The 20,342-nt window shown below is 69.0% G+C and carries 20 protein-coding genes and 1 tRNA gene; 16 read left to right on the forward strand and 5 right to left on the reverse strand.

The annotated features are described in order from the left end of the window. Together ACZ3HL_RS05990 and ACZ3HL_RS05995 are read right to left on the reverse strand one after the other, a co-directional pair. Positions 1-464 (reverse strand): transposase domain-containing protein (locus tag ACZ3HL_RS05990; RefSeq protein ID WP_465529151.1); only part of this gene is annotated, 464 nt, incomplete at its 3' end. Positions 465-853: 389 nt separating this feature from the next. Beyond that, on the reverse strand, positions 854-2,545 hold the full coding sequence (locus ACZ3HL_RS05995) for a hypothetical protein (protein ID WP_465529153.1): 1,692 nt from the start codon (positions 2,543-2,545) through the stop codon (positions 854-856). Positions 2,546-2,685: 140 nt separating this feature from the next. Between ACZ3HL_RS05995 and ACZ3HL_RS06000 the strand changes: the two genes are divergently transcribed. Then, positions 2,686-2,759: transfer RNA gene (locus ACZ3HL_RS06000), tRNA-Thr, on the forward strand. A gap of 82 nt (positions 2,760-2,841) precedes the next feature. Here ACZ3HL_RS06000 and ACZ3HL_RS06005 read toward each other — a convergent pair. Beyond that, complete coding sequence (locus ACZ3HL_RS06005; protein ID WP_465529155.1) at positions 2,842-3,480, reverse strand: TetR/AcrR family transcriptional regulator; 639 nt, start codon at positions 3,478-3,480, stop codon at positions 2,842-2,844. Positions 3,481-3,524: 44 nt separating this feature from the next. Here ACZ3HL_RS06005 and ACZ3HL_RS06010 point away from each other — a divergent pair, with 44 nt between their 5' ends. The 6 genes from ACZ3HL_RS06010 (at position 3,525) to ACZ3HL_RS06035 (ending at position 9,766) form a co-directional block, all read left to right on the forward strand. Beyond that, entirely contained in the window at positions 3,525-4,451 is a 927-nt protein-coding gene (locus ACZ3HL_RS06010) for an alpha/beta hydrolase (protein ID WP_465529157.1), read from the forward strand. Next, the gene (locus tag ACZ3HL_RS06015) at positions 4,448-5,263 is read left to right on the forward strand and encodes an SDR family NAD(P)-dependent oxidoreductase (RefSeq protein WP_465410476.1); all 816 of its coding nucleotides are present in this window, start codon (positions 4,448-4,450) and stop codon (positions 5,261-5,263) included. Before ACZ3HL_RS06010 ends, ACZ3HL_RS06015 begins: the two co-directional genes overlap by 4 nt. Next, positions 5,263-6,192 (forward strand): ferritin-like domain-containing protein, encoded by a 930-nt coding sequence (locus ACZ3HL_RS06020; protein WP_465529159.1) that lies wholly within the window; start codon positions 5,263-5,265, stop codon positions 6,190-6,192. The genes ACZ3HL_RS06015 and ACZ3HL_RS06020 overlap by 1 nt, the downstream gene beginning before the upstream one ends. Continuing rightward, positions 6,189-6,674: an NAD(P)/FAD-dependent oxidoreductase gene (locus ACZ3HL_RS06025; RefSeq protein WP_465529161.1), complete on the forward strand. Its 486-nt coding sequence runs from the start codon at positions 6,189-6,191 to the stop codon at positions 6,672-6,674. The genes ACZ3HL_RS06020 and ACZ3HL_RS06025 overlap by 4 nt, the downstream gene beginning before the upstream one ends. Continuing rightward, on the forward strand, positions 6,671-8,158 hold the full coding sequence (locus ACZ3HL_RS06030) for a flavin-containing monooxygenase (RefSeq protein WP_465529163.1): 1,488 nt from the start codon (positions 6,671-6,673) through the stop codon (positions 8,156-8,158). Before ACZ3HL_RS06025 ends, ACZ3HL_RS06030 begins: the two co-directional genes overlap by 4 nt. A 69-nt stretch (positions 8,159-8,227) precedes the next feature. Then, positions 8,228-9,766: a PstS family phosphate ABC transporter substrate-binding protein gene (locus tag ACZ3HL_RS06035; RefSeq protein ID WP_465529165.1), complete on the forward strand. Its 1,539-nt coding sequence runs from the start codon at positions 8,228-8,230 to the stop codon at positions 9,764-9,766. Between the two features lie 234 nt (positions 9,767-10,000). Here the strand turns inward: ACZ3HL_RS06035 and ACZ3HL_RS06040 are convergent, their stop codons facing one another. Next, positions 10,001-10,465: a GreA/GreB family elongation factor gene (locus ACZ3HL_RS06040; RefSeq protein WP_034310019.1), complete on the reverse strand. Its 465-nt coding sequence runs from the start codon at positions 10,463-10,465 to the stop codon at positions 10,001-10,003. 123 nt (positions 10,466-10,588) lie between these two features. Between ACZ3HL_RS06040 and ACZ3HL_RS06045 the strand changes: the two genes are divergently transcribed. From ACZ3HL_RS06045 to ACZ3HL_RS06070, 6 genes are all read left to right on the forward strand, one after another. Next, positions 10,589-11,176 carry a TetR/AcrR family transcriptional regulator gene (locus ACZ3HL_RS06045; protein ID WP_465410482.1) on the forward strand — a complete coding sequence of 196 codons (588 nt, stop codon included), beginning with the start codon at positions 10,589-10,591 and terminating at the stop codon, positions 11,174-11,176. A 115-nt stretch (positions 11,177-11,291) separates the two neighbouring features. Further along, positions 11,292-12,518, forward strand: coding sequence for a M14 family metallopeptidase (locus ACZ3HL_RS06050; protein WP_465529989.1), 1,227 nt, complete (start codon positions 11,292-11,294; stop codon positions 12,516-12,518). An 85-nt stretch (positions 12,519-12,603) separates the two neighbouring features. Then, on the forward strand, positions 12,604-13,125 hold the full coding sequence (locus ACZ3HL_RS06055; RefSeq protein ID WP_378445428.1) for a gamma carbonic anhydrase family protein: 522 nt from the start codon (positions 12,604-12,606) through the stop codon (positions 13,123-13,125). 33 nt (positions 13,126-13,158) lie between these two features. Then, positions 13,159-13,590 carry an uL11 family ribosomal protein gene (locus ACZ3HL_RS06060; RefSeq protein WP_125797578.1) on the forward strand — a complete coding sequence of 144 codons (432 nt, stop codon included), beginning with the start codon at positions 13,159-13,161 and terminating at the stop codon, positions 13,588-13,590. Beyond that, positions 13,587-14,006, forward strand: coding sequence for a CGNR zinc finger domain-containing protein (locus ACZ3HL_RS06065; protein WP_465529167.1), 420 nt, complete (start codon positions 13,587-13,589; stop codon positions 14,004-14,006). Before ACZ3HL_RS06060 ends, ACZ3HL_RS06065 begins: the two co-directional genes overlap by 4 nt. Before the next feature lie 111 nt (positions 14,007-14,117). After that, a complete protein-coding gene (locus ACZ3HL_RS06070; RefSeq protein WP_465529169.1) occupies positions 14,118-15,386 on the forward strand; it encodes a serine hydroxymethyltransferase in 1,269 nt (422 codons plus the stop codon). A 94-nt stretch (positions 15,387-15,480) separates the two neighbouring features. Here ACZ3HL_RS06070 and ACZ3HL_RS06075 read toward each other — a convergent pair whose 3' ends face one another. Next, entirely contained in the window at positions 15,481-15,999 is a 519-nt protein-coding gene (locus ACZ3HL_RS06075; protein WP_016337787.1) for an inorganic diphosphatase, read from the reverse strand. 167 nt (positions 16,000-16,166) lie between these two features. Here ACZ3HL_RS06075 and dacB point away from each other — a divergent pair, with 167 nt between their 5' ends. The 3 genes from dacB to tilS all read left to right on the forward strand — a co-directional run bounded on the left by dacB (position 16,167) and on the right by tilS (position 20,255). Next, entirely contained in the window at positions 16,167-18,167 is a 2,001-nt protein-coding gene (dacB, locus tag ACZ3HL_RS06080) for a D-alanyl-D-alanine carboxypeptidase/D-alanyl-D-alanine endopeptidase (RefSeq protein ID WP_465529171.1), read from the forward strand. Positions 18,168-18,267: 100 nt separating this feature from the next. Then, complete coding sequence (locus ACZ3HL_RS06085) at positions 18,268-19,296, forward strand: zinc-dependent metalloprotease (RefSeq protein ID WP_465411197.1); 1,029 nt, start codon at positions 18,268-18,270, stop codon at positions 19,294-19,296. Continuing rightward, a complete protein-coding gene (tilS, locus tag ACZ3HL_RS06090) occupies positions 19,293-20,255 on the forward strand; it encodes a tRNA lysidine(34) synthetase TilS (RefSeq protein ID WP_465410486.1) in 963 nt (320 codons plus the stop codon). The genes ACZ3HL_RS06085 and tilS overlap by 4 nt, the downstream gene beginning before the upstream one ends. Positions 20,256-20,342 lie beyond the last annotated feature (87 nt).

The following is a 20,342-nucleotide window of genomic DNA, read 5'->3' on the forward strand; positions in this document are numbered from 1 at the left end:
TTGTCCTCGGTATCCGGAAGATTGAAAACCACACCGTCAACGGCCATAACCCGAAACCCGCGCAGCCACGCGCCTGGCGTGGATCGTTTCGCCATCGGCACGGCGACCCGTTCGAACAACAACCGCAATGGCTCTTCGCCCAGCCGCATCCGCGCCTTCGAAATCGCACCGACCGTCGGGACAGTCCATTCCTTCCGCCAGGAACCAACAGCTCGCAACCCGTGAGACAGTTTGCGCATGACCTCTTCGTAGCCATCGCCGAAGAACAAACACAACGCCAGCACGTAATACACAACAACCCGTGCAGGCAATAACCGGACACGCTTCTCCTGCCGGTCGGCGGCAGTGATCACCTCATCGACCAGGTCACGATCCAAGAGCCGAGTCAGCACACCAATGCCAATGGCGTCCGTCAAACGCTCGTGATCACTAACCATCGCCCGCAAATCGCGCGTCACACCCACAACGGAACGCTACCCCACGCCCCGTTACAATCAGCAACAACACCAACACAGCCAGAGCCAGCGGCCAGCTAAGTAAGTGGCATTGTCCCAGGGGGGCGACCCCGAGTCCAGTCTACCGGGGGTGGAGGGGGAAAAGGGCTGGTCGCGGGAGTTGTCCACAGGTGGGGATGGTTGTGGACAAGTGCTGTGGGTAAGTGAAGGCGCTTCGGATTCGTGGAGCAGCGTGGATGCGCCCAATGTGGCATTGGGGACGTCCAGTGACCCCAATGCCACATTGGGCGCAGCGAGCGGACCGCAGGCGCGAGACCTCTGAAAGCGATCGAGGTATGGACGGTCCTCTCACGCGGGACTCAACGTGAAAGGACCGTCCATCACCCTCCTCGCCCCGTCTAATCCTCCGAGTCCAGAGACCGCGGACGCGGCGAAGGTTTGAACGGCTTCTTCCCTTCGGCAGGAACAGGAACCACCGCGAGCCGTCGCCGTCCCGGCATGGCCGCCACGAGCACCACGCCGAGCAGCAGCATCGCCGTACCCGTCCAGAACATCGGCACCGTGTCGTAGGCCGCGCTGGTGTAGGCCAGGTTCTTGACCGGCCCCTTCGGTGCCGCGCCACCGTTGTTACCGGCAGGGGGCGCCTGAGCCGTCCCGCATTCGACACCGCCGGCCGGCGCGTACGCGCGGGCGATCTGCTCACCGAGCGAGACCTGGGCCAGCGACGAAGGCAGCTTCTTGGCGGCATCCGGCGGCAGTGCCTTCTGCAACGCCGTCGTCGGCAGGATCTGCAGGTCCAGCAGCCGCGCCGAGGCGCCCATCTGGAAACCCTTGAACGGCGACGTCATGTCGCTCGACTTCTGGTTCAGCCCGGCGATCGACAGCTTCAGCACTCCGAGGTCGAGGGTGAGCCCGTTGCCGGCCTCACCACCCGGAAGGTGCTTGGTGGCACCGTCCATCATCTCGGCGAGCCCGCCGACGACCGGCACGTTCTTCAGCTGCTCGAAGCCGGGGGTCTGCTTGAGCGACGGCAGCGGGATCCCGATCGGGATGTCCTTGGTCGGGTTGTTCGCGTCGAGGGTGAACAGCACCTTGTCGCCGCGGACGATTTGCAGCACCGGCGCGGTGTACTCGACCTTCGACGTCTTCTTGTCGCCGGTCGAGGTGACCCGCAGCGTCGGCTGGCTGGCGACCTTGATCGTCAGGCCGAGCGGCGTGCCCTTCAACAGTTCGATGTTGGCCGCCTGCAGCGTCGACGTCGATTCGACGGCCTTGTTCTTCGAGCCGGGGATGTCGACCAGCCGCACGACCGAACGCGACGACAGCGTGTTCGGCAGGCTCAGTACCGCGCCCTTGCCGTCGGCGTTGGTGCTGGTGCCCGAAAGCAGCCCGCCCAGGTTCGCCAGCGGGCCGAGCGCGGACAGGCCGGCCTTGAGCTGGTCGGAGGCCTGGGTCAGCTGGTCGGCGCCCGGGATGTTCGGGATGGTCGGCAGCAGCGCGAGGTTCGCGATCGACGTGCTCGAGTCGGCGATCGTGCCGACGCACGGCCCGAGCGTCGGGCTCCAGCGCGCGTGCGCCTCACCGTTGAGCAGGCCCAGGTTGAACAGCGGGTTCTTGGGCGCGTTGAGGCCGCCGCTGATCGGCTTCGGGTTGTCCGGCAGGGCCGTCTGCACGAGGCTGCCCGGCGTCTGCGGCGCGTTGCCCGCGGCGGACAGGCCGAACGGCGACGACTGCGCGATCGACTTCTCGTAGTTCAGGTAGGCCTCGGAGTTGGCCTGCGCGCTGGAAAGACCCATCCCGGCCTCGAGCGCGGACTGCTTCGGCAGCAACTCACCGGCGCCGGGGAGGATGGCGCTGGTCGGCACCGCGTTCGGCAGCAACCGCAGCACGCCGAGCGCCGCCCCGGCGTCACCGACGGCCTTGCCCAGTGGCTGCGGGCCGATCGGCGCCGACATCGGCGGCTGTCCCGGGTTCGCCGGATCGGGGATCGGCGTGGTCGGGATCGTCTGGGCGGTCGCCGGGGCCGCGGTCAGCAGAAGCAGGGCCGCGGCGGCCGGAAGCGCCAGCACACGGGGCAGTCGTTGCCGCATGAACAGGTCCTCCAGTGGGGGTGGGCCGATCTTGGGGGACTGAGACCGGCGTCATAGGACCCTAACGACGGTGGCCCTGGAAGGTGACGTTCAAGCCTCCGCTACACTTGTCCCCGTCATCGGGTGCGAGCCCGATGTCCGCCGCCTTAGCTCAGTCGGCCAGAGCGATTCACTCGTAATGAATAGGTCAGGGGTTCGATTCCCCTAGGCGGCTCCGCAGGTCAGGGCCTCATTCGGAACACTCCGGATGAGGCCCTGACTCGTTTCCGGCCCGGCGGAGAGCCCGCGCCGAAAGTTCACCCGTTGGTGTCACCCTTGAGGAACATCCGCGACAGTGAAGTGCCCACTCCGGTGAGGTGGCCGACGAGCGCGTCCGCGTCCGCGTCGAGCAGGCCCGAGCGCCACGCGAGCATGATCTCCACGAAGCCGCCGATGCCCAGCAGGACGTTGACCCGGAACTCCAGTTCGTCCACGTCCGGCTTGAGATGCGGCCGCGCGAGTTCGATCAGCAGGCCGGTGGTCTCCTGGACGGTCTGCCGCCGCAGTTGCTCCAGCACCGCGCTCCCCGCGTGGTCGCCGAACAGGATCTGCGCGCGGGCGGGCTCCTCCTGCACGTGGTGCACGACGACGTCGACAGCGGCGCGGAGCTGGTCCAGAGCGGGCTCCTCGATGTGGGCGGCGACGGCGTCGAGGACCATCCGCAGGGTCTCGTCGCGGACCTGTTCCCAAGCGGTGGCGAGCAACGTGTCGCGATTCGTGAAGCTCTCGTAGAAATACCGGTCGGTCAGGTTCGCCCGCGCGCAGACGCCGCGCATGGTGACCGCCGCCCAGCCCTGTTCCTGCCAGATCTCCAGTGCGGCGCCGAGGAGCGCCAGCCGTCGTTCGGCGCGGCGTTCGTCGGCGGTTTTGCCGCTGTAGCGGCGGGACGCGGTCACCCCTCCATCTTGACAGCAGGTGCCCTCAGATTCATTCTGAGGGCATGCGACTGCAGAATGGTCTGCGAGCCGGTTTGGCCTCCGCGCTGACGTCCGCCTTCGTGCGGCCGATCGCCAACGCGATCCCGGCCAGCCGGGCGGGCGTCGCGTTCTCCCGCGCCTTCATCGCGAGCAGTCTGTGGCTGGCCTCGCCGCCGTTGAAGGGAAGCCGCGTCGAGCCGGGCATCCGCGGCGAGTGGGTCCGCGCGCCAGGGGTGACCGAGGGCAACGCCGTGGTCCTCTACGTCCACGGCAGCGGTTACGCGCTCTGCTCGCCGCGCACCCATCGCGGGCTGACCACACGGGTTTCCGAAGGCACCGGGCTGCCGGTCTTCGCCTGCGAGTATCGCCTCGCACCCGGTCATCGGTTCCCGAGCGCCGCCGACGACGTCCGCGCCGCCTACGACCGGCTGCTCGACCAGGGATACCGGCGCATCCTCGTCGCGGGTGACTCCGCGGGCGGGCATCTCGCGGTCGACCTCGCCGCGCAGCTGCTCCGGGAACGAAAAGACCCACCGGCCGCACTGGCGCTCTTCTCTCCGCTGTTCGACGTGACGTTCTCCCTGGCCGCCGAAAGAGAACGCATGAGGCCGGACCCGATGATCTCCGCCGCCGCGGCCGCGCGGCTGGTCGGTCTGTACACAGTGGACGCGGACCTCGCTTCGACGCGGCTCCGGTTCGCCTTCGACGACATCAAAGGGTTCCCGCCGACGATCATCCAGGCGGGCGGGCTGGAAATGCTCGCCGCGGACGCCATCGAACTGGCCAGGGCCCTGCGCCGCGCGGGGGCCGACTGCGAACTCGAAGTGGTCCCCGGCCAGATGCACGTCTTCCAGGCGTTGACCCGCTTCATTCCCGAGGCGGCACCGGCGATGGAGCGCGCCTGCCGCTTCCTCACCGGCAATCTTCCGGCGATCGTGAGGGCGGCATGACGAAACGGACCCACGGAGCACACGCCGTCGTCACGGGCGCGGGCAGCGGGATCGGCAGGGCGATCGCGGCCGAGCTGGTCCGGCGTGGCGGCCGGGTCGTCTGCGCGGACATCGACCTCGGAGCGGCCGAAGAAACCGCGAAGATGCTCAAGAACACGGTCGCCATCGCCTGCGACGTGTCCGATGTGGACGAAGTCGCCGACCTGGCGAACCAGGCACGGTCCTGGTTCGGCCGCGATCCGGACCTCGTCGTCAACAACGCCGGGATCGGCGCGGGCGGCAAACTCGTCGGGGAGAGCCCGTTGCCCGATTGGCGACGGACGCTCGGCGTGAACCTCTGGGGCGTGATCCACGGCTGCCACACCTTCGTCCCCGCCATGCGCGCGGCGAAGGCGGGCGGCGTCATCAACGTCGCTTCGGCCGCGGGCTTCACCGCCGCGCCGAGGATGGCCGCGTACAACGTGAGCAAGGCGGGCGTCGTCAGCCTTTCCGAAACGCTGGCCGCCGAACTGTCCGGCACCGGCGTCGCGGTCACCGTACTGTGCCCCACCTTCGTGCGCACCAACATCTTCGGCGGCGAGCTCATCGAAGACGGGGCACGCGGGCTCGCCCAGCGGGTCTCCGACGTGGTCGGGTTCTCGCCGGAGCGCGTCGCCAGGATGACGCTCGACGCCCACGATCGCGGCCGCCTGTACGTGGTGCCGCAGCCGGACGCCCAGCTTCTGTGGCACGCCAAGCGGTTCGTGCCCGTCCCGTACACGCGGATCGCCGGTCTGCTCGGCCGGTTCCTGCCCGCCGAAAAGGAGAAGTGATGGCCTACGACTTCGCCGCGATGCTCCAGACCATCAAGGACAAGCAGTGGTCGCTGGCCGACATCGACTGGGACGCCCCCGGCGCCGAGACGATGACCGACGAGCTCCGCGCCAAGATGCGGCCGTTCATGGCCGACCTCGTGTGGATCGAGCACGTCGGCGCCCGCGGGTTCGCCTCGCTGGCCAAGAAGGCGCCGACCCCGGTGATCCAGGAGATCTACCGCTACTTCCACGCGGAGGAACAGAAGCACGCCAACGCGGAACTGGCGTTGATGAAGCGCTGGGGCATGCTCGACGAGCACGGCTCGATGCCCGAGCCGAACATCAACGTCAAGCTCGCCATCAAGGTACTCGACGACTACGGTGACACGCTTCCGCTGACGGCGCTGGCCACGCTCATCCCGCTGCTGGAATGCGCGCTGGACGGCGCATTGGTGAAGTTCCTGCTCGAAGAGGTCTCCGATCCGGTGTGCCACCAGGTGTTCCGGCATATCAACTCCGACGAGGCCCGGCACATCACGGCCGACTTCGAGGTGCTGGAGCTGATCGGCGCCGGCTCCACGACCAAATTGCTCACTGAATCCGTCGGCTCGCTCAAACCCCAGATCGTCCTCGGCCTGATCGTGGTGTTCGTCCCGCTGATCAACAAGATGCGGGACAACATCGTCGCGATGGGCCTGCCGGAGAAGAAGCTGTACAACGCGGTGAAGCGGTTCTCCACCATCGGCGGCCGCGGCGAGTTCACCAAACGCATCCCGGCGTATCACGTGCTCAAGGCGCAGGCGGCGATGATCGTCGACCGCTCGCACGTCTACCACCGGCTGCTCGCCGACCCGATGGTGAAGGTGACCCGCCTGATCCCCGCGCGGCTGCTGGGAAAGCCGCAGTCGTGGACCGAGGAGATCACCCACGAACCGGTCGCGTCGTGAGCCTCGGCGAATTCCGGGGCGAGGTGCTGCGCGGTACCGAGTGGTTCGGGCACGACTTCTCCGGGCAGCGCGTCGCCGTGGTCGCGCCCGGCCGTGAGGCGGCGCAGATCGTGCCCGAGGTCGCGGCCACCGCGCGTGCGGTGAAGGTGTTCCAGGAGGAACCGGACTGGGTGGTGCCGATGCCGGTCCCGGGGCCGGCTGCGCTCGGCATCGCCGTCGCCCGCGTCTTCCTGCGCTGGCAGGTGAAAGACCCGTGGATCCGCAGGCTCCTGACGCCGGACAGGCGCTTCGGCTCGCGCCGGACGGCGCCGGGTCTCGGCTACTACGGGGCGTTACGGCGGCCCGGCTGCAAGCTCATCACCTGGCCGATCTACGCCTTCGCACCCGACGGCATCCGCACCGCCGAAGGTATCGAGCACCAGGCCGACGTCGTCGTGCTCGGTGCGAGTTCGCTGTTCGCCAAGGAAGGACTTCCCGCATGACGCCGGACCACGAGATCGCGATCATCGGCGGGGGGTTCTCCGGTATCGGTGCCGCGATCCTGTTGCACCGAGCCGGTTTCGAAGACTTCCTGATGTTGGAGGAGGGCGACGGCGTCGGCGGCGCCTGGCATTGGAACACCTATCCCGGTGTCGCCGTCGACATCCCGTCGTTCAGCTACCAGTTCTCGTTCGAGCAGATCTCCGGCTGGTCGCGGGTCTACGCGCCCGGCCGCGAGCTGAAGGCCTACGCCGACTACTGCGTCGACAAGTACGACATCCGCCGCCGCACGCGTCTCGGCAGCAAGGTCGTTTCCGCGACCTTCGACGACGAAACACATTTGTGGCGCCTCGAAACCGTCGAAGGCTGGTCGATGACGGCCCGGTTCGTCGTCGGCGCGACCGGCGTGCTCACCCAGCCGAAACCGCCGGACATCGCCGGGCTGGACGGCTTCCGCGGAACGGTCATGCACACCGCGCGCTGGGACCACGGCGTCGACCTGCGGGGCAAACGCGTCGCCGTCGTCGGCACCGGGGCCTCGGCCGTGCAGGTGATCCCGTCCATCGCGCCTGAGGCCGGGCATCTGACGGTCTTCCAGCGCACGCCGATCTGGTGCCTGCCCAAACCCGACGCCGTCCTGCCGCGGCCGGCGCGGCTCGCGCTGCGGCGCCTGCCGGGCGCGAAACTGGTGTCCCGGCTGGCCAGCCAGGCGCTCGTCGAGGTGACCTTCCCGCTGGCCGCGCATTTCCACAATCTCCTGCCGACCGCGGGCGCGGGGGAGCGGATCGGGCGCGCGCATCTGCGTCGCGCGGTGAAGGACCCGGTGACCAGGGAGAAGCTCACGCCGCGCTATGCCTTGGGCTGCAAGCGGCCGAGCTTCTCCAACGAGTACCTGCAGACGTTCAACCGGGACGACGTGACGCTGGAGACCACGGGCATCGACACGATCACCGAATCCGGCGTGCGCACCGCCGACGGCACCGAGCATCCGGTCGACGTCCTGGTGCTGGCGACCGGGTTCAAGGTGTTCGAGAAGGGCAACATGCCCGCCTTCACCGTGCGCGGCGCGGGCGGCGCCGATCTGGAGAAGTTCTGGGCGGAGAACCGGTTCCAGGCCTATCAGGGCGTCAGCGTCCCCGGTTTCCCGAACTTCTTCACCATTCTCGGACCGTACGGCTACAACGGTTCGTCGTACTTCAACCTGATCGAGACGCAGACCGCGCACATCGTCCGCTGCCTGCGCAACGCCCGGAAGACCGGCGCGACCCGCGTCGAGGTCACGAGCGAGGCCAACGACCGGTACTTCCGGAGCATGCTGGAGCGCCGCAAGCACCAGGTGTTCTTCCAGGACAGCTGCTCACTGGCCAACAGCTACTACTTCGACGCGAACGGCGACGTGCCCTTCCGCGCCTCGCCCACCCTGGAAACCATGGTGACGAGCCGGTTCTTCGACCTCGGTGACTACGCCTTCGCGGACGGCCGGTGAACACTGGCTGAAGTCCGCCGTCCCCCGCCGGGATGAGCCATAGGTTCGATACCCCGAACCTGGAGGCTGGTGTCTTGGAAGGCTTTCCCTGGGACGTCCTGCTCGCGGTGGTCGGGATCGCCGTCCCGGCCGTCGCGTTCGGCGTGGGAGTTCGTACTCGTCGGCCGCAAACGGCTCGGCTACCGCGTGCAGATGGACACCCCGACGGCGTCCGGACGCGGGTTCGCGCCGACGGCCGACGCGCTGGCGCAACTGCAGCACGAGAACGGCGAGCGGCTCGTCGACCCGTCGTTCGTGCTGCTGCGCATCGAGAACAGCGGCACCACCGACATCGACACCGACGACTACGCGGTCAACGCGGACGACCCCGTCGGCATCCGCGTGAAGTTCCCCGGCCGCACCGTGGCCGGGATGGTGGTGACCGAGCTCAGCTCGCCGCATCTGCACGAATGCTTCGGCGACGACTCCGGGTTCGGTGCGCGGGACGAGAATCCCGAACGGCCCGCCGGCGTGATCGACCTGCCGAGGGTGCCGCTGAACCGCGGCGCGCACTACAAGATCCTCGCCGTGCTCGACCGTGTTCCCAACGGCTCGCCCGACGCTTTCGACGATCCTCGGGTCATCGGCGAGATCAAGGGCGGCAGCCTCCGCGAGACCAAGAGCCGTACCGGGCCGACGGGTTCGGTGATGGCGCTGGTCCTCTTCCTCGTCGTCGTCAGCATCTTCCAGCTGACCCGTTCGTTGTTCTTCGACGAGAAGCCGCCGCCGCTGGACTGCGCGTCCGGGAAGCTCACGATCACCGGGTCGACGGCCTTCGCTCCGGTGCTGAAGGAAGCGACCGCTTCGTACACGAAGACCTGCCCGGGCGCGTCGTTCGTCTTCGACAGCCGGGGGAGCGCCGAAGGGCTCGGGAGCCTGAATCAGGCGGCGAACGACGGCACGCTGGCGTTCTCCGACGGTGCCAAGGGCGAGGGCTACCCTCAGCTGCTTCCTCGCCCGGTCGCGTTCTCGCTGTTCACGCTCGTGATCAACTCCGACGCGGGCGTCCAGGACCTGTCGCTCGCCCAGATCCGCGACGTCTACGACGGCAAGATCGCGAACTGGCGGGAGATCGGCGGCAAGGACCAGCCGGTCCGGCTCGTCGACCGGCATTCCGACTCCGGCACGCGGAGGACGTTCGAGGCCCAGCTCCTGGCGGGCAAGCGGGAACCCGGCGACAACTCCGACGACTGCCTCAAACCGGCGCCGGGCGCCCAGCCGGGAGTGACGCGGTGCGCGAAGCCGTCCACGAACGACGTCCTCGACGCGGTGTCGCGGGTGCCGGGTGCGCTGGGTTACAGCGAACTGGGCGCGGCCACGAAACGCCAGGACGTGCTGCCGGTGCGGATCGACGGCCACCAGGCGACGCTGGAGGGCGCGATCCACGCCGCGTACCCGTTCTGGGAGACCGAGTACGCGTACACGTTCGGCGAGCCGAAGGCCGATTCGCTCGTCGCGAGCTTCCTGCGGTACCTGACGAATCAGGTCGGCAAGGACATCGTGCGGTCGCACGGGCACCGGCCGTGCGCGGAACTGGCGAATCCGGTGTTGTGCCGTCCGGGTGCGTGAAGGGGCGCTTCACGCACTTGCCGGACGCTGGTGCCGGCGCTGGGGTGTCGCGAAGGTGGCTTTCGCGACATGCGTCCAGACGACCTGGGGAGGCCGCTGAAGTTGCGAAAGCCACTTTCCCAACCTTCAACGTTGCGAAAGTGGCTTTCGCAACGCGCCGCCTTCGCCGTCCCCTCGACAACGCACGTGAAAGCCCCCTTCAGGTCATGAAGGGGGCCTTCACTCATGAACGAGTCAGGCAGGCGGCTTCAGCGTGACGACGGTGGCGCTGGTCTCGCCACGCGGCGTCCGGTACGTGATCTCGTCGCCCTCCTTCGCGCCGACGAGCGCGAGACCCAGCGGGCTGTCCGAGGTGACCGTGGAGGCGTCCGCGTCCTCCCCGGGGATCGTGACGATGTGGAGCTCGTCCTCGTCGCCGTCGGCGAACCTGAGGGTGACGGTGGTGCCGTCGGGGAGCAGGCCCTTGCTGTTCCGGCCGCCGTGCTCGAGCTTCGCCGCGACGTCGGCGATGCGCCGGTCGAGGTAGGCGGCGGCCTCCGCGCGGTCCAGCACCTCCGCCTGGTCTGCCGCGTCGCCGGTTCGTTCCTGCTCACCGACGAGCGGCGCCATCGCGTCGCGCTGCGCACGCAGATCGGCGAGTTCCTTCTCCAGCTGCCGCCGCGCGGCCGGGCTGAACCCGTTGTCCCCTGAGGTCACCATGTCGCGCATTGTCCGCTACGGATCGACGGCTAGCCACCTAGATTTTTCACCCGCTGTGATCGGCCAGGACGGTTGCCCTAAGCTTCAGGGCTCCCGTCCTGACTACTTGGTGTAAGGAACTTCGTGACCGCCGTTCCCGGCCGCAGCGCGCGGCTCTCCCCCAATCAGCTGCAGAAACAGGAGCAGATCGTCGAAGCGGCGCGTGTCGTGCTCGCCAGGGACGGGCTCGCGGGCTGCACCGTGCGTGCGATCGCGGACGCGGGACCGCTCACGAAGAGTGCGATTCATTACTACTTCGCGGATATCGACGTCCTGATCGACCGCGCGATGGCGGCGCACATCACAACGTTCATCGCCGATTTGCGCAAAATTTCGGCGAAGCACGATCACCCGGACGAGCGGCTCTTCGCCGCGCTCGAAGCCTTCCTCGGCGAGTTCTCCGGCCGCCCGAACGCCGCGTTCCTCTGGTTCGAATACTGGATCGCCGCGGGCCGCGCGCAGCATCCTCAGGCCATCGACGTGATGCTGACGTCGATCACCGAACTGCTCGCGGAACTGCTCGCCCCGCTCGACGTCGAAGATCCGCGGGCCCGGGCGCGGGCGCTGCTGTCCTACCTGCTCGGCGCGATCGTCCAGCAGCGCGTCCGGCGGCGGCCGTTCGCCGCACTGCGTGGCGACATCGAAGCTCTCTGTTTCGCGAACTACGGCTAGAAATACGCATTAGATCCGTACCGTTACGGATTGTTCGCTCCTGCCGCTCCGGTCATGGTGAGGTTCCCCTTCCCTGCCTGAGAGCTAGGAGACGACGATGCGCATAAGACGGTGCATGGCCGTGGCGATCGCGGCCGTCGCGGCGTTCACCATCCCGGTCGCCGCGAGTCCGGCGACCGCGGACCCGCAGGCCGAGGACGCGCAGGTGCAGATCTACGAGGTCTTCGGGACCGGGACTTCGCAGCAGCGCACCCAGATCTCCCGGCTCGGCGTCGACGTCCTCGGCTCGGCCGGCGGCACGACCACGTTCATCGGCGAGGCGCGCGACGCGGCGAAGATCCGTTCGCTCGGCTACCGGGTCGAGCAGCGCGGCGTCGTCGACCGGTCGGAGACCGTCGGCACCAACGCGATCAACGATTTCCCGCCGTCGGACTCCGGCTACCACAACTACGCCGAGGTCACGACCGAACTGCGCAACGCCCAGTCGAGCTTCGGGTCGATCGCGCGCCTGAGCAGCGTCGGCAACTCGTACCAGGGCCGCGCGCTGAACATGCTCAAGATCAGCGACAACGTCGCCACGGACGAGAACGAGCCCGAAGTCCTCTTCACCTGCAACCAGCACGCCCGCGAGCACCTCACCACCGAGATGTGCCTGCGGATCGTGAACCGGTTCACCCGGGGCTACGCCACCGACCCGGCGATCAAACGCTTCGTCGACAGCGTCGAGATCTACGTGATCCCGAACGTCAACCCGGACGGCTCGGAGTACGACATCTCCGGCGGCAGGTACAAGTACTGGCGCAAGAACCGGCAGGGCAACGGCACCGACCCCAACCGCAACTGGGCCTACAACTGGGGCTGCTGCGGCGGTTCGTCGGGCTCGACGACCAGCGAGACCTACCGCGGCCCGTCGCCGTTCTCCGCACCCGAGACCCGCGCGGTGTCCAACTTCGTCAACTCGCGCAAGATCGGCGGCGTCCAGCAGATCAAGGCGAGCATCGACTTCCACACCTACTCGGAGCTCGTGCTGTGGCCGTTCGGCTTCACCTACAACGACACCGCCCCCGGCATGACCGCCGCGGAGGCGCAGCGGTTCCAGACGGTGGGCCGTCAGCTGGCGGCGACCAACGGCTACACGCCGCAGCAGTCGAGCGACCTGTACATCACGGACGGGACGATCGACGACTGGATGTGGGGCACCCACAAGATCCTGAGCTTCACCTTCGAGATGTACCCGCGGGGTTCGAACCCCGGTTTCTACCCGCCCGACGAGGTGATCGTCCGGGAGACCACCCGTAACGACAAGGCCGTGGACCTCCTGCTGAACACCGCCATCGGCTGATCTCCGACGTTCCGTGAAGGCCCCCTTCCCTACGCTCAAGGTAGGGAAGGGGGCCTTCACGGACTTTCGGCATAGGGTGCGGGGCATGCCGATGTTCGAATTCGAGGGGCACCGTCCCCAGGTGGATCCCGAAGCGTGGATCGCCCCCACCGCCACCCTGATCGGCGACGTCGTCGTCGAGAAGGGCGCCTCCGTCTGGTACGGCGCCGTGCTGCGCGCCGACTTCGGGAGGATCCTCATCCGCGAGGGCGCCAACATCCAGGACAACTCGGTCATCCACGTCAACGGCGGCGTGACCGAGGTCGGCAAGAACGTCACCGTCGGGCACCAGTGCCTCGTGCACGACTGCACGATCGGCGAGCAGGCACTGATCGGGAACGGCTCGACCGTGCTCGACAAGGCGCAGATCGGCGCGAAGGCGCTGGTCGCGGCCGGCGCCACGGTGACGCCGGGGATGGTCATCCCGCCGGAGACGGTCGCCATGGGCAGCCCGGCGAAGAAGCACGTCCCGCTCGACGGCACCGCCCGCGGCTGGGTCGAGCACAACGCGGCGATCTACCAGGAGCTGGCGCGCCGTCACGCGGAAAGCGTCAAGCCGATCGATTGACTCTCCAGTAACTGGAGACCATAGCTTCGGCGCATGGCACCGAAGTCGAAGAAGAAGACGCACCAGGCGACGCTCGAGTTGACGGCAGGCAACGCGCCGGTGGTCGACCTCGGGAAGACGCTCGGGCAGACCGGCGTGAACCTCGTCGAGGTCAAGAAGGCCTACGACGCGGCGACCGCCGCGCAACGCGGAGACATCGTCCCGGTGGTCGTGTCGGTGTTCGAGGACCGTTCCTTCGAACTCCGGCTGAAGACCCCGCCCGCGTCGTTCCTCATCAAGAAAGCGTTGGGCGGCAAGGGTTCCGGCCGTCCAGGGCATGAGGTCGCCGGGAAACTGACCCAGGAGCAGCTGCGCGGGATCGCCGAGCGGAAACTGCCGGACCTCAACACCGGCGACATCGAGGCGGCCATGCGCACGATCGCGGGCACGGCCCGGTCGATGGGCGTCGCGATCGAAGAACCGTGACGCGCAAGCATCTGATCGTCCCGCCTTTCCGCGACCTCGACCCGGCCCTCGAGGTCGCGGAAAGGCTGCTGGCGCAAGGAAACCCGCCGCTCGTCGAAGTCGTTTCGGCACTGCCGGACGAATACGCCGCCGCCGGCCGGCTCAACCGGATCCTCGCCGGGACCGGCGCCGCGCCCCGGCTCGTCGAAGTCGCGAACGGCTGGCGTCTCGTGCAGGTGGCGTCGTGGCCCGGCTGCGGAGACCTGGTCGCGGGCGCCTCCGGGCTGGCGGAGCTGGTCGCGTTCGGCGGCTGGCGGCGGCTCAAACGGTGTGCCGTCTGCGCGCAGGCGTTCTGCGATCGGACGGCCGGATGCAGCCGCAGATGGTGTACCGGGCATCGTCCGCACACCGAGCCGGCCCCGAGCGGAGTGCTCTAGTCTGGTCCGCACCAGCGACTGGCGCCATTTGAGGTGGAGCACCACCGGGAAGCGACGACGAGGCCGGTACCGCGCGCCTGGGTCCGGCCGTCTCTGGCAGGAGTACGTCCGATGACACACCAGCCCGAACTTTCCGCGCTCGCCGCCGCCGACCCGCAGATCGCGGGGCTCGTGGAGGACGAGGCGAAACGCCAGCACGACAAGATCCGCCTGATCGCGTCCGAGAACTACGTCTCCCAGGCCGTACTGGAGGCGACGGGTACCGTCCTCACCAACAAGTACTCCGAGGGCTACGCAGGCAAGCGGTACTACGAGGGCCAGCAGCTCATCGACCAGGTCGAGAGCCTCGCCATCGAGCGCGCGAAGGCCGTCTTCGGCGTCGACCACGCGAACGTCCAGCCGTACTCCGGCTCCCCGGCGAACCTGGCGGTGTACCTCGCGTTCGCCCAGCCGGGCGACACCGTGCTCGGCATGGCGCTGCCGGACGGCGGCCACCTCACGCACGGCTGGAGCGTGTCCGCGACCGGCAAGTGGTTCACCCCGATCCGCTACGGCGTCCGTAAGGAGACCGGCCGCGTCGACCTCGACCAGGTCCGCGAACTCGCGCTGAAGCACCGGCCGAAGCTGATCTTCGCGGGCGGCACCGCGATCCCGCGCACCATCGACTTCCCGGCGTTCGCGGAGATCGCCCGTGAGGTCGACGCCGTCCTGGTCGCCGACATCGCGCATATCGCCGGGCTGGTCGCCGGTGGCGCGCACCCGTCGCCCGTCGGGCACGCGCAGGTCATCACCACGACCACGCACAAGACCCTGCGCGGCCCCCGCGGCGCGATGATCCTTTCCGACGCCGATCACGCGAAGGCCGTCGACAAGGCGGTGTTCCCCGGACTGCAGGGCGGCCCGCACAACCACACGACCGCCGCGATCGCGGTCGCGCTGGGCGAGGCGCGGAAGCCGGAGTTCGCCGAGTACGCGCACACGATCGTCGCGAACGCGCGGGCGCTGGCGGAGGCGCTGGCCGAGCGTGGCTACGACCTCGTGTCCGGCGGCACCGACAACCACCTGTTGCTGATCGACCTGACCAACAAGAACGTGCCCGGCAAGCCGGCCGCGCAGGCGCTGGACCGCGCCGGTATCGAACTGAACTACAACACCGTGCCGTTCGACCCGCGCAAGCCGTTCGACCCGTCCGGCATCCGGCTCGGCACCTCCGCGATCACCACCCGCGGCCTCAAGCCGGAGCACCAGACGCAGGTCGCCGAGTGGATCGACCGCACGATCACCGCGGCGGCGGGCGAGGAACAGTCCGCTTTGGACACCATCGCCGCCGAGATCCGCGAGTTCCTGGCGCCGTTCCCGATCCCGGGCTACTCGGTGTAGCGGGTCCCCGCAGTTAGCCGACTAAACGCGGAAGACGCGAAGGGCCCCTTCACCGCACGAGATGCGGTGAAGGGGCCCTTCAGCACTTAAGCGACTAGTGCGCCGCCGGACCGTCGATGGCCTCCTTGGCCAGCCGGTCGGTCTCGCGGTCGAGCGAGCGCTTGATCTCGGCCTCGGCCTCGGAGCGGCCGACCCAGGTCGACCCCTCGACGCTCTTGCCCGGCTCCAGGTCCTTGTACACCTCGAAGAAGTGCTGGATCTCGAGCTTGTGGAACTCGTTCAGGTGGTGGATGTCGCGCAGGTGCTCGAGCCGCGGGTCGTTCGTCGGCACCGCGAGGACCTTGTCGTCCGGGCCCTTCTCGTCGGTCATCCGGAACATGCCGATCGCGCGGCAGCGGATCAGGCAGCCCGGGAACGTCGGCTCCTGGACGAGCACCAGCACGTCGAGCGGGTCGCCGTCCTGGCCGAGGGTGTCGTCGATGAACCCGTAGTCGGCGGGGTACTGCGTGGCGGTGAACAGCGTCCGGTCGAGTTTGATCCGACCGGTCTTGTGGTCCACCTCGTACTTGTTGCGCTCCCCCTTGGGGATTTCGATAGTGACGTCGAATTCCACGCCGACCTCGCTGCTCTCATCTTTGGTCCGCGCGGGCGTCGCGGACGGCTCACCGAGTTCATGGTCTTGTCTTCACTAGTGTGGACCACGGGGTCCCGGGCGGTCGCATCGATGTGGTCGTATGTGAGCTTGGCCCCTTCCCCGGACGGTGGATGAAGGAGCGTTGAGTGCCGGAAAACGATGCCCCGAGGTGGCCGTCGGACGACAAGGACACCTCATCCGCCGAGCCCAAGGGCGCCAAGGGGGAGGGCGAAGCCACCATCTGGCTGCCCATGTCGGGGACGGCGAACGGCAAGACCGAAGAGCTGTCAGTGCCGAAGGTCACACCCGAAAGTGGCTCCTGGTTCGAGCCGGTCGTCGAGGTGGACGAGGAACCGGACGTTCCGGAGACCCCGACGCCGAAGTGGTCCGCCTTCGAACCGGTGACGCCTGTCGAGCCGAAGGAACCCGAAGCGCCGAAGACCGTCTTCGTCCAGCCCGTCCAGCCGCGGCAAACGGACGAACCGGACTGGGACCAGTTCGACCGGCGTGACCATGAGCTCGCGAGACCCGAGCCGAGGCAGGAGCCGCCGCGCCGTCCCGAGCAGACGCGGGTCGAGCCGCCGCCTCCTGCGCCGGTCCCGTCCGCGACCATGCACGCGCGCCCGGTCCGCATCGAGCCCGCCGAAGAACGCTTCGACGCCGAAGCGACCGTCGGGATCCAGCGGCCCGAGCCGCCGTCACAGGAGCCCCCGGCCGCCGAGACCGAGGCCGCGCCCGCGCCGAAGCCGAAGCGCAAACGCAAGGCCCTGCTGATCACGACCCTGGTCGTCGTCCTGCTGCTCGCCGGGATGGGCGGTGCCGCCGCGATGCCGAAGGTGTCGAACCGCCTCGGCCTGCCCTGGGCGCCGAACGCGCCGAAGGGCGAGATCCCCAAACCCGCCGGGGTCACTCGGGTCCTGCACGGGCCGGACGTCAACGGCGCCGGGCCGACGAAGGAAGGTCTCGCGGCCGCGCTGGCGGGCCCCGCCGGTTCGCCGGACCTGGGCACGCTCACCGGCACCGTCGTGGACGCGGCGTCCGGCGAAGTCCTGTGGGACAAGAACTCCGGCACCCCGCTGACCCCGGCGTCGACCACGAAGATCCTCGTCGTCGCGGCCGCACTGCTGTCGATGGACCACGGGACGCAGTTCTCGACGAAGATCGTCCAGGGTGCCGAGCCGGGCACCGTCGTCCTCGTCGCGGGCGGCGACCCGTCGCTGACCTCATTGCCGCTGGGCACGGACTCGCCGCTGTACCCGGGCGCGGCCCACGTCGACGACCTCGTCGCCCAGGTCAAGAAGGCCGTCGGCGGCAAGATCTCCAAGGTCCAGCTGGACATCAGCCTGTTCAAGGGGCCGACGTCCGCGAAGGGCTGGGACCCGGAAGACACCGCCGCCGGGAACACGTACATGGCGCCGGTCCTCCCCGTGATGGCCGACGGCGGCCGCGCCGACCCGAAGAACGACCACTCGCCCCGCGTCGCGAACCCGGCGGCCGCGCTGACCCAGAAGATCGCGGGCAAGCTCGAAGCCCAAGCAGGCGGTACGACGACGGCGCCGAAGGACGCGAAGGTGCTCGGCGAGGTCAAGTCCCAGCCGCTCGCGGAGTTCGCCAACTCGCTGATGCTGCTTTCGGACAACCTGATGGCCGACGTCCTCGCCCGCCAGCTCGCGCTCGCGAAGGGTGCCGAGGCGTCGTTCACCGGCGGCGCGACCGCGACGATGGACGTGCTCAAGCAGGCCGGATTCGACCTCACCGGCGTACAGATCAACGACGGCAGCGGACTGTCCGACCAGAACAAGATCCCCGCCAAGGTGCTCAGCGAGATCCTCGCGGTCGCGGCGGCGCCGGACGGCAAGGATCCGAGGACGCCCAAACTGCGCCCCCTGCTGGCGGGTCTCCCCGTCGCGGGCGGCAGCGGGACGCTGGAGAAGCGCTACGGCGACCCGGCTTCGGCCGCGGGCCGCGGCTGGGTGCGCGGCAAGACCGGGACGCTGTCCGGCGTGAACACCCTGGCCGGTGTGGTGCTGGACACCGACGGCCGGATGCTGGTGTTCGCGCTGATGTCGTCCGGTTCGGACCAGAACAAGGGCAGGGCGGCGCTCGACGTCGTCGCGGCCACTCTGCACAAGTGCGGCTGCCGGTGAGCGACCGGAACCGGAGCGTGAGGAAGTCGGGACGGAAACCGGTCTTCCAGCGGGTAGCGTCATAAGAGTGACTGAGGAAACGCCGACCAAGACACGTTCGATGGTCGACTGGTCCCTGGCCGCCTCGACGGGCGCCCTCCTGGTGCGCGGCGGTCCGGTGGTCGACCGCGAAGAGGCCGAAGAAGCCGTCGCCGATCTCCGTGACCTGACCGGCGAGGCGGAGGGGCACGTCCGCGAGCTGACCGGGCTCGGCCTCGATCTGCCGCTGCTGCCCGCCGAGGTCGTCGACAGACCCGGCTGGGTCCGTTCGGCCGCCGCGGGGCTCGACGCGCTCACCGGTCGCGCGCTGCCGGAAGCCCAGGGCGGCCCGCTGGCTCCCGTGCTGGCCGGGGGCGCCGGCGTCCAGACCGGACTGGTGCTCGCTTTCCTGGCTTCCCGCGTGCTCGGCCAGTACGACCCGTTCGGCGGGCCGGACCGAGCCGGGCGGCTGGTGCTCGTCGCGCCGAACGTGGTCGCCGCCCAGCGCGCGATGGACGTGCCGGGGCACGACTTCCGCCTGTGGGTCTGCCTGCACGAATGCACCCACCGGTTGCAGTTCACCGCGGTCACCTGGCTGCGCGACTACTTCGCCGACGAGGTCGAGCGCCTGATCGGCGGGCTCGCCGGCCGGGACGCGGACGGCCTGAGCGATCTGGTCGGCCGCCTGCCGGACACCATCAAGCAGATCGGCAAGGGCAAGGCGGGCGGCGCCGGGCTCGCCGAACTCCTGCAGTCGCCGAGCGAACGAGCGGTGTTCGACCGGTTGCTGGCCCTGTCCACCCTGCTGGAGGGGCACGCCGACTTCGTGATGGACGCGGTCGGTCCGCAGGTCGTGCCGAGTGTCGAGCTGATCCGTTCGCGGTTCACCGCCCGGCGCAAGGGCGGCGGCCTGATCGATCGGGTGCTGCGCGCTCTCCTCGGCGTGGACGCGAAGCTGCGCCAGTACGAACAGGGCGCGAAATTCACCAAGCACGTCGTCGAGGCCGTCGGGATGGAAGGCTTCAACGCGGTGTGGACTTCGCCGAACACGTTGCCGACCAGGGCCGAGATCACCGATCCGGCGGCCTGGGTGCGGCGCCTGCACGGGTGAGCGGGCCGGATCCGGCGATCGCGGCCGTGCGGACGGCCGTGCGGGACTTCCTCGCGTCGGCAAGTCCGCGCGACCAGGTGTACGTCGCGGTCTCCGGCGGCGCGGACTCCTTGGCGCTGGCCGAAGCGGCGGCGTTCGCCGGATCGCGCGCCGGGTTGAAGGTGCGGGCGCTCGTCGTCGACCACGGCCTCCAGGACGGTTCCGCCGAAACCGCCGCCCGGGCCGCGGACACGGCGCGGGAACTGGGCGCCGATACGGCCGAAGTCCTGAAGGTGCGCGTCGAGGGCGCGGGCGGACCGGAAGCGGCGGCCCGGCGGGCCCGCTACGGCGCCTTGCGCTCGGCGCTCCCCGACGGGCACGGCCTCGTCCTGCTCGGCCACACCCTCGACGACCAGGCCGAAACGGTCCTGCTCGGCCTCGGCCGGGGTTCCGGACCGCGCTCACTGGCCGGGATGCGGCCGCACGACCCGCCGTGGGGGCGGCCGCTGCTCGGCGTCACCCGCGCCACCACCCGGCAGGCGTGCCGGGCGCTCGGCGTCGACCCGTGGCAGGACCCGCACAACGAAGACCCGCGCTTCACCCGTGTCCGGTTACGGACCGAAGTACTGCCCCTCCTGGAGGATGTGCTGTCCGGCGGCGTCGCGGCGTCGCTCGCCCGCACGGCGGCGCAACTGCGCGAGGACGCCGAGGCGTTGGACACACTTGCGGACGAGGTCCACCTGCGCGCCTTCACCGGCGAAGGGCTCGATGTCGCGGTGCTCGCCACCGAACCGCCCGCGCTGCGGCGACGCGTCCTCCGCAGGTGGCTGCTGGACTCCGGCGTCCGCGAACTCACCGACGCCCACCTGCGTTCGGTCGACGCGCTGGTGGGGAACTGGCGGGGTCAGGGCGGGGTCTGGCTACCCGGCGACTTGGTGGCCGCGCGGGCGCATGGCAGGCTCACGGTGTCGATCGGGTGAACCCGCGTCCGCGATCGACGTCGGCAGGACGCTGCCTGGTCATCCACCTCCTGGAGGTGGATCGGGCGTCCTGCCACCGCGATAGCG

The sequence above is a fragment of the Amycolatopsis sp. NPDC000009 genome (genome assembly GCF_055563465.1).

Bases quoted from the DNA above. Each gene is read 5' to 3' on its own strand.
- ACZ3HL_RS05995 (WP_465529153.1), bottom strand. From the start codon at position 2,545: ATGCGGCAACGACTGCCCCGTGTGCTGGCGCTTCCGGCCGCCGCGGCC.
- ACZ3HL_RS06010 (WP_465529157.1), top strand. From the start codon at position 3,525: ATGCGACTGCAGAATGGTCTGCGAGCCGGTTTGGCCTCCGCGCTGACG.
- ACZ3HL_RS06015 (WP_465410476.1), top strand. From the start codon at position 4,448: ATGACGAAACGGACCCACGGAGCACACGCCGTCGTCACGGGCGCGGGC.
- ACZ3HL_RS06020 (WP_465529159.1), top strand. From the start codon at position 5,263: ATGGCCTACGACTTCGCCGCGATGCTCCAGACCATCAAGGACAAGCAG.
- ACZ3HL_RS06030 (WP_465529163.1), top strand. From the start codon at position 6,671: ATGACGCCGGACCACGAGATCGCGATCATCGGCGGGGGGTTCTCCGGT.
- ACZ3HL_RS06040 (WP_034310019.1), bottom strand. From the start codon at position 10,465: ATGGTGACCTCAGGGGACAACGGGTTCAGCCCGGCCGCGCGGCGGCAG.
- ACZ3HL_RS06050 (WP_465529989.1), top strand. From the start codon at position 11,292: ATGGCCGTGGCGATCGCGGCCGTCGCGGCGTTCACCATCCCGGTCGCC.
- ACZ3HL_RS06055 (WP_378445428.1), top strand. From the start codon at position 12,604: ATGCCGATGTTCGAATTCGAGGGGCACCGTCCCCAGGTGGATCCCGAA.
- ACZ3HL_RS06060 (WP_125797578.1), top strand. From the start codon at position 13,159: ATGGCACCGAAGTCGAAGAAGAAGACGCACCAGGCGACGCTCGAGTTG.
- ACZ3HL_RS06070 (WP_465529169.1), top strand. From the start codon at position 14,118: ATGACACACCAGCCCGAACTTTCCGCGCTCGCCGCCGCCGACCCGCAG.
- ACZ3HL_RS06085 (WP_465411197.1), top strand. From the start codon at position 18,268: ATGGTCGACTGGTCCCTGGCCGCCTCGACGGGCGCCCTCCTGGTGCGC.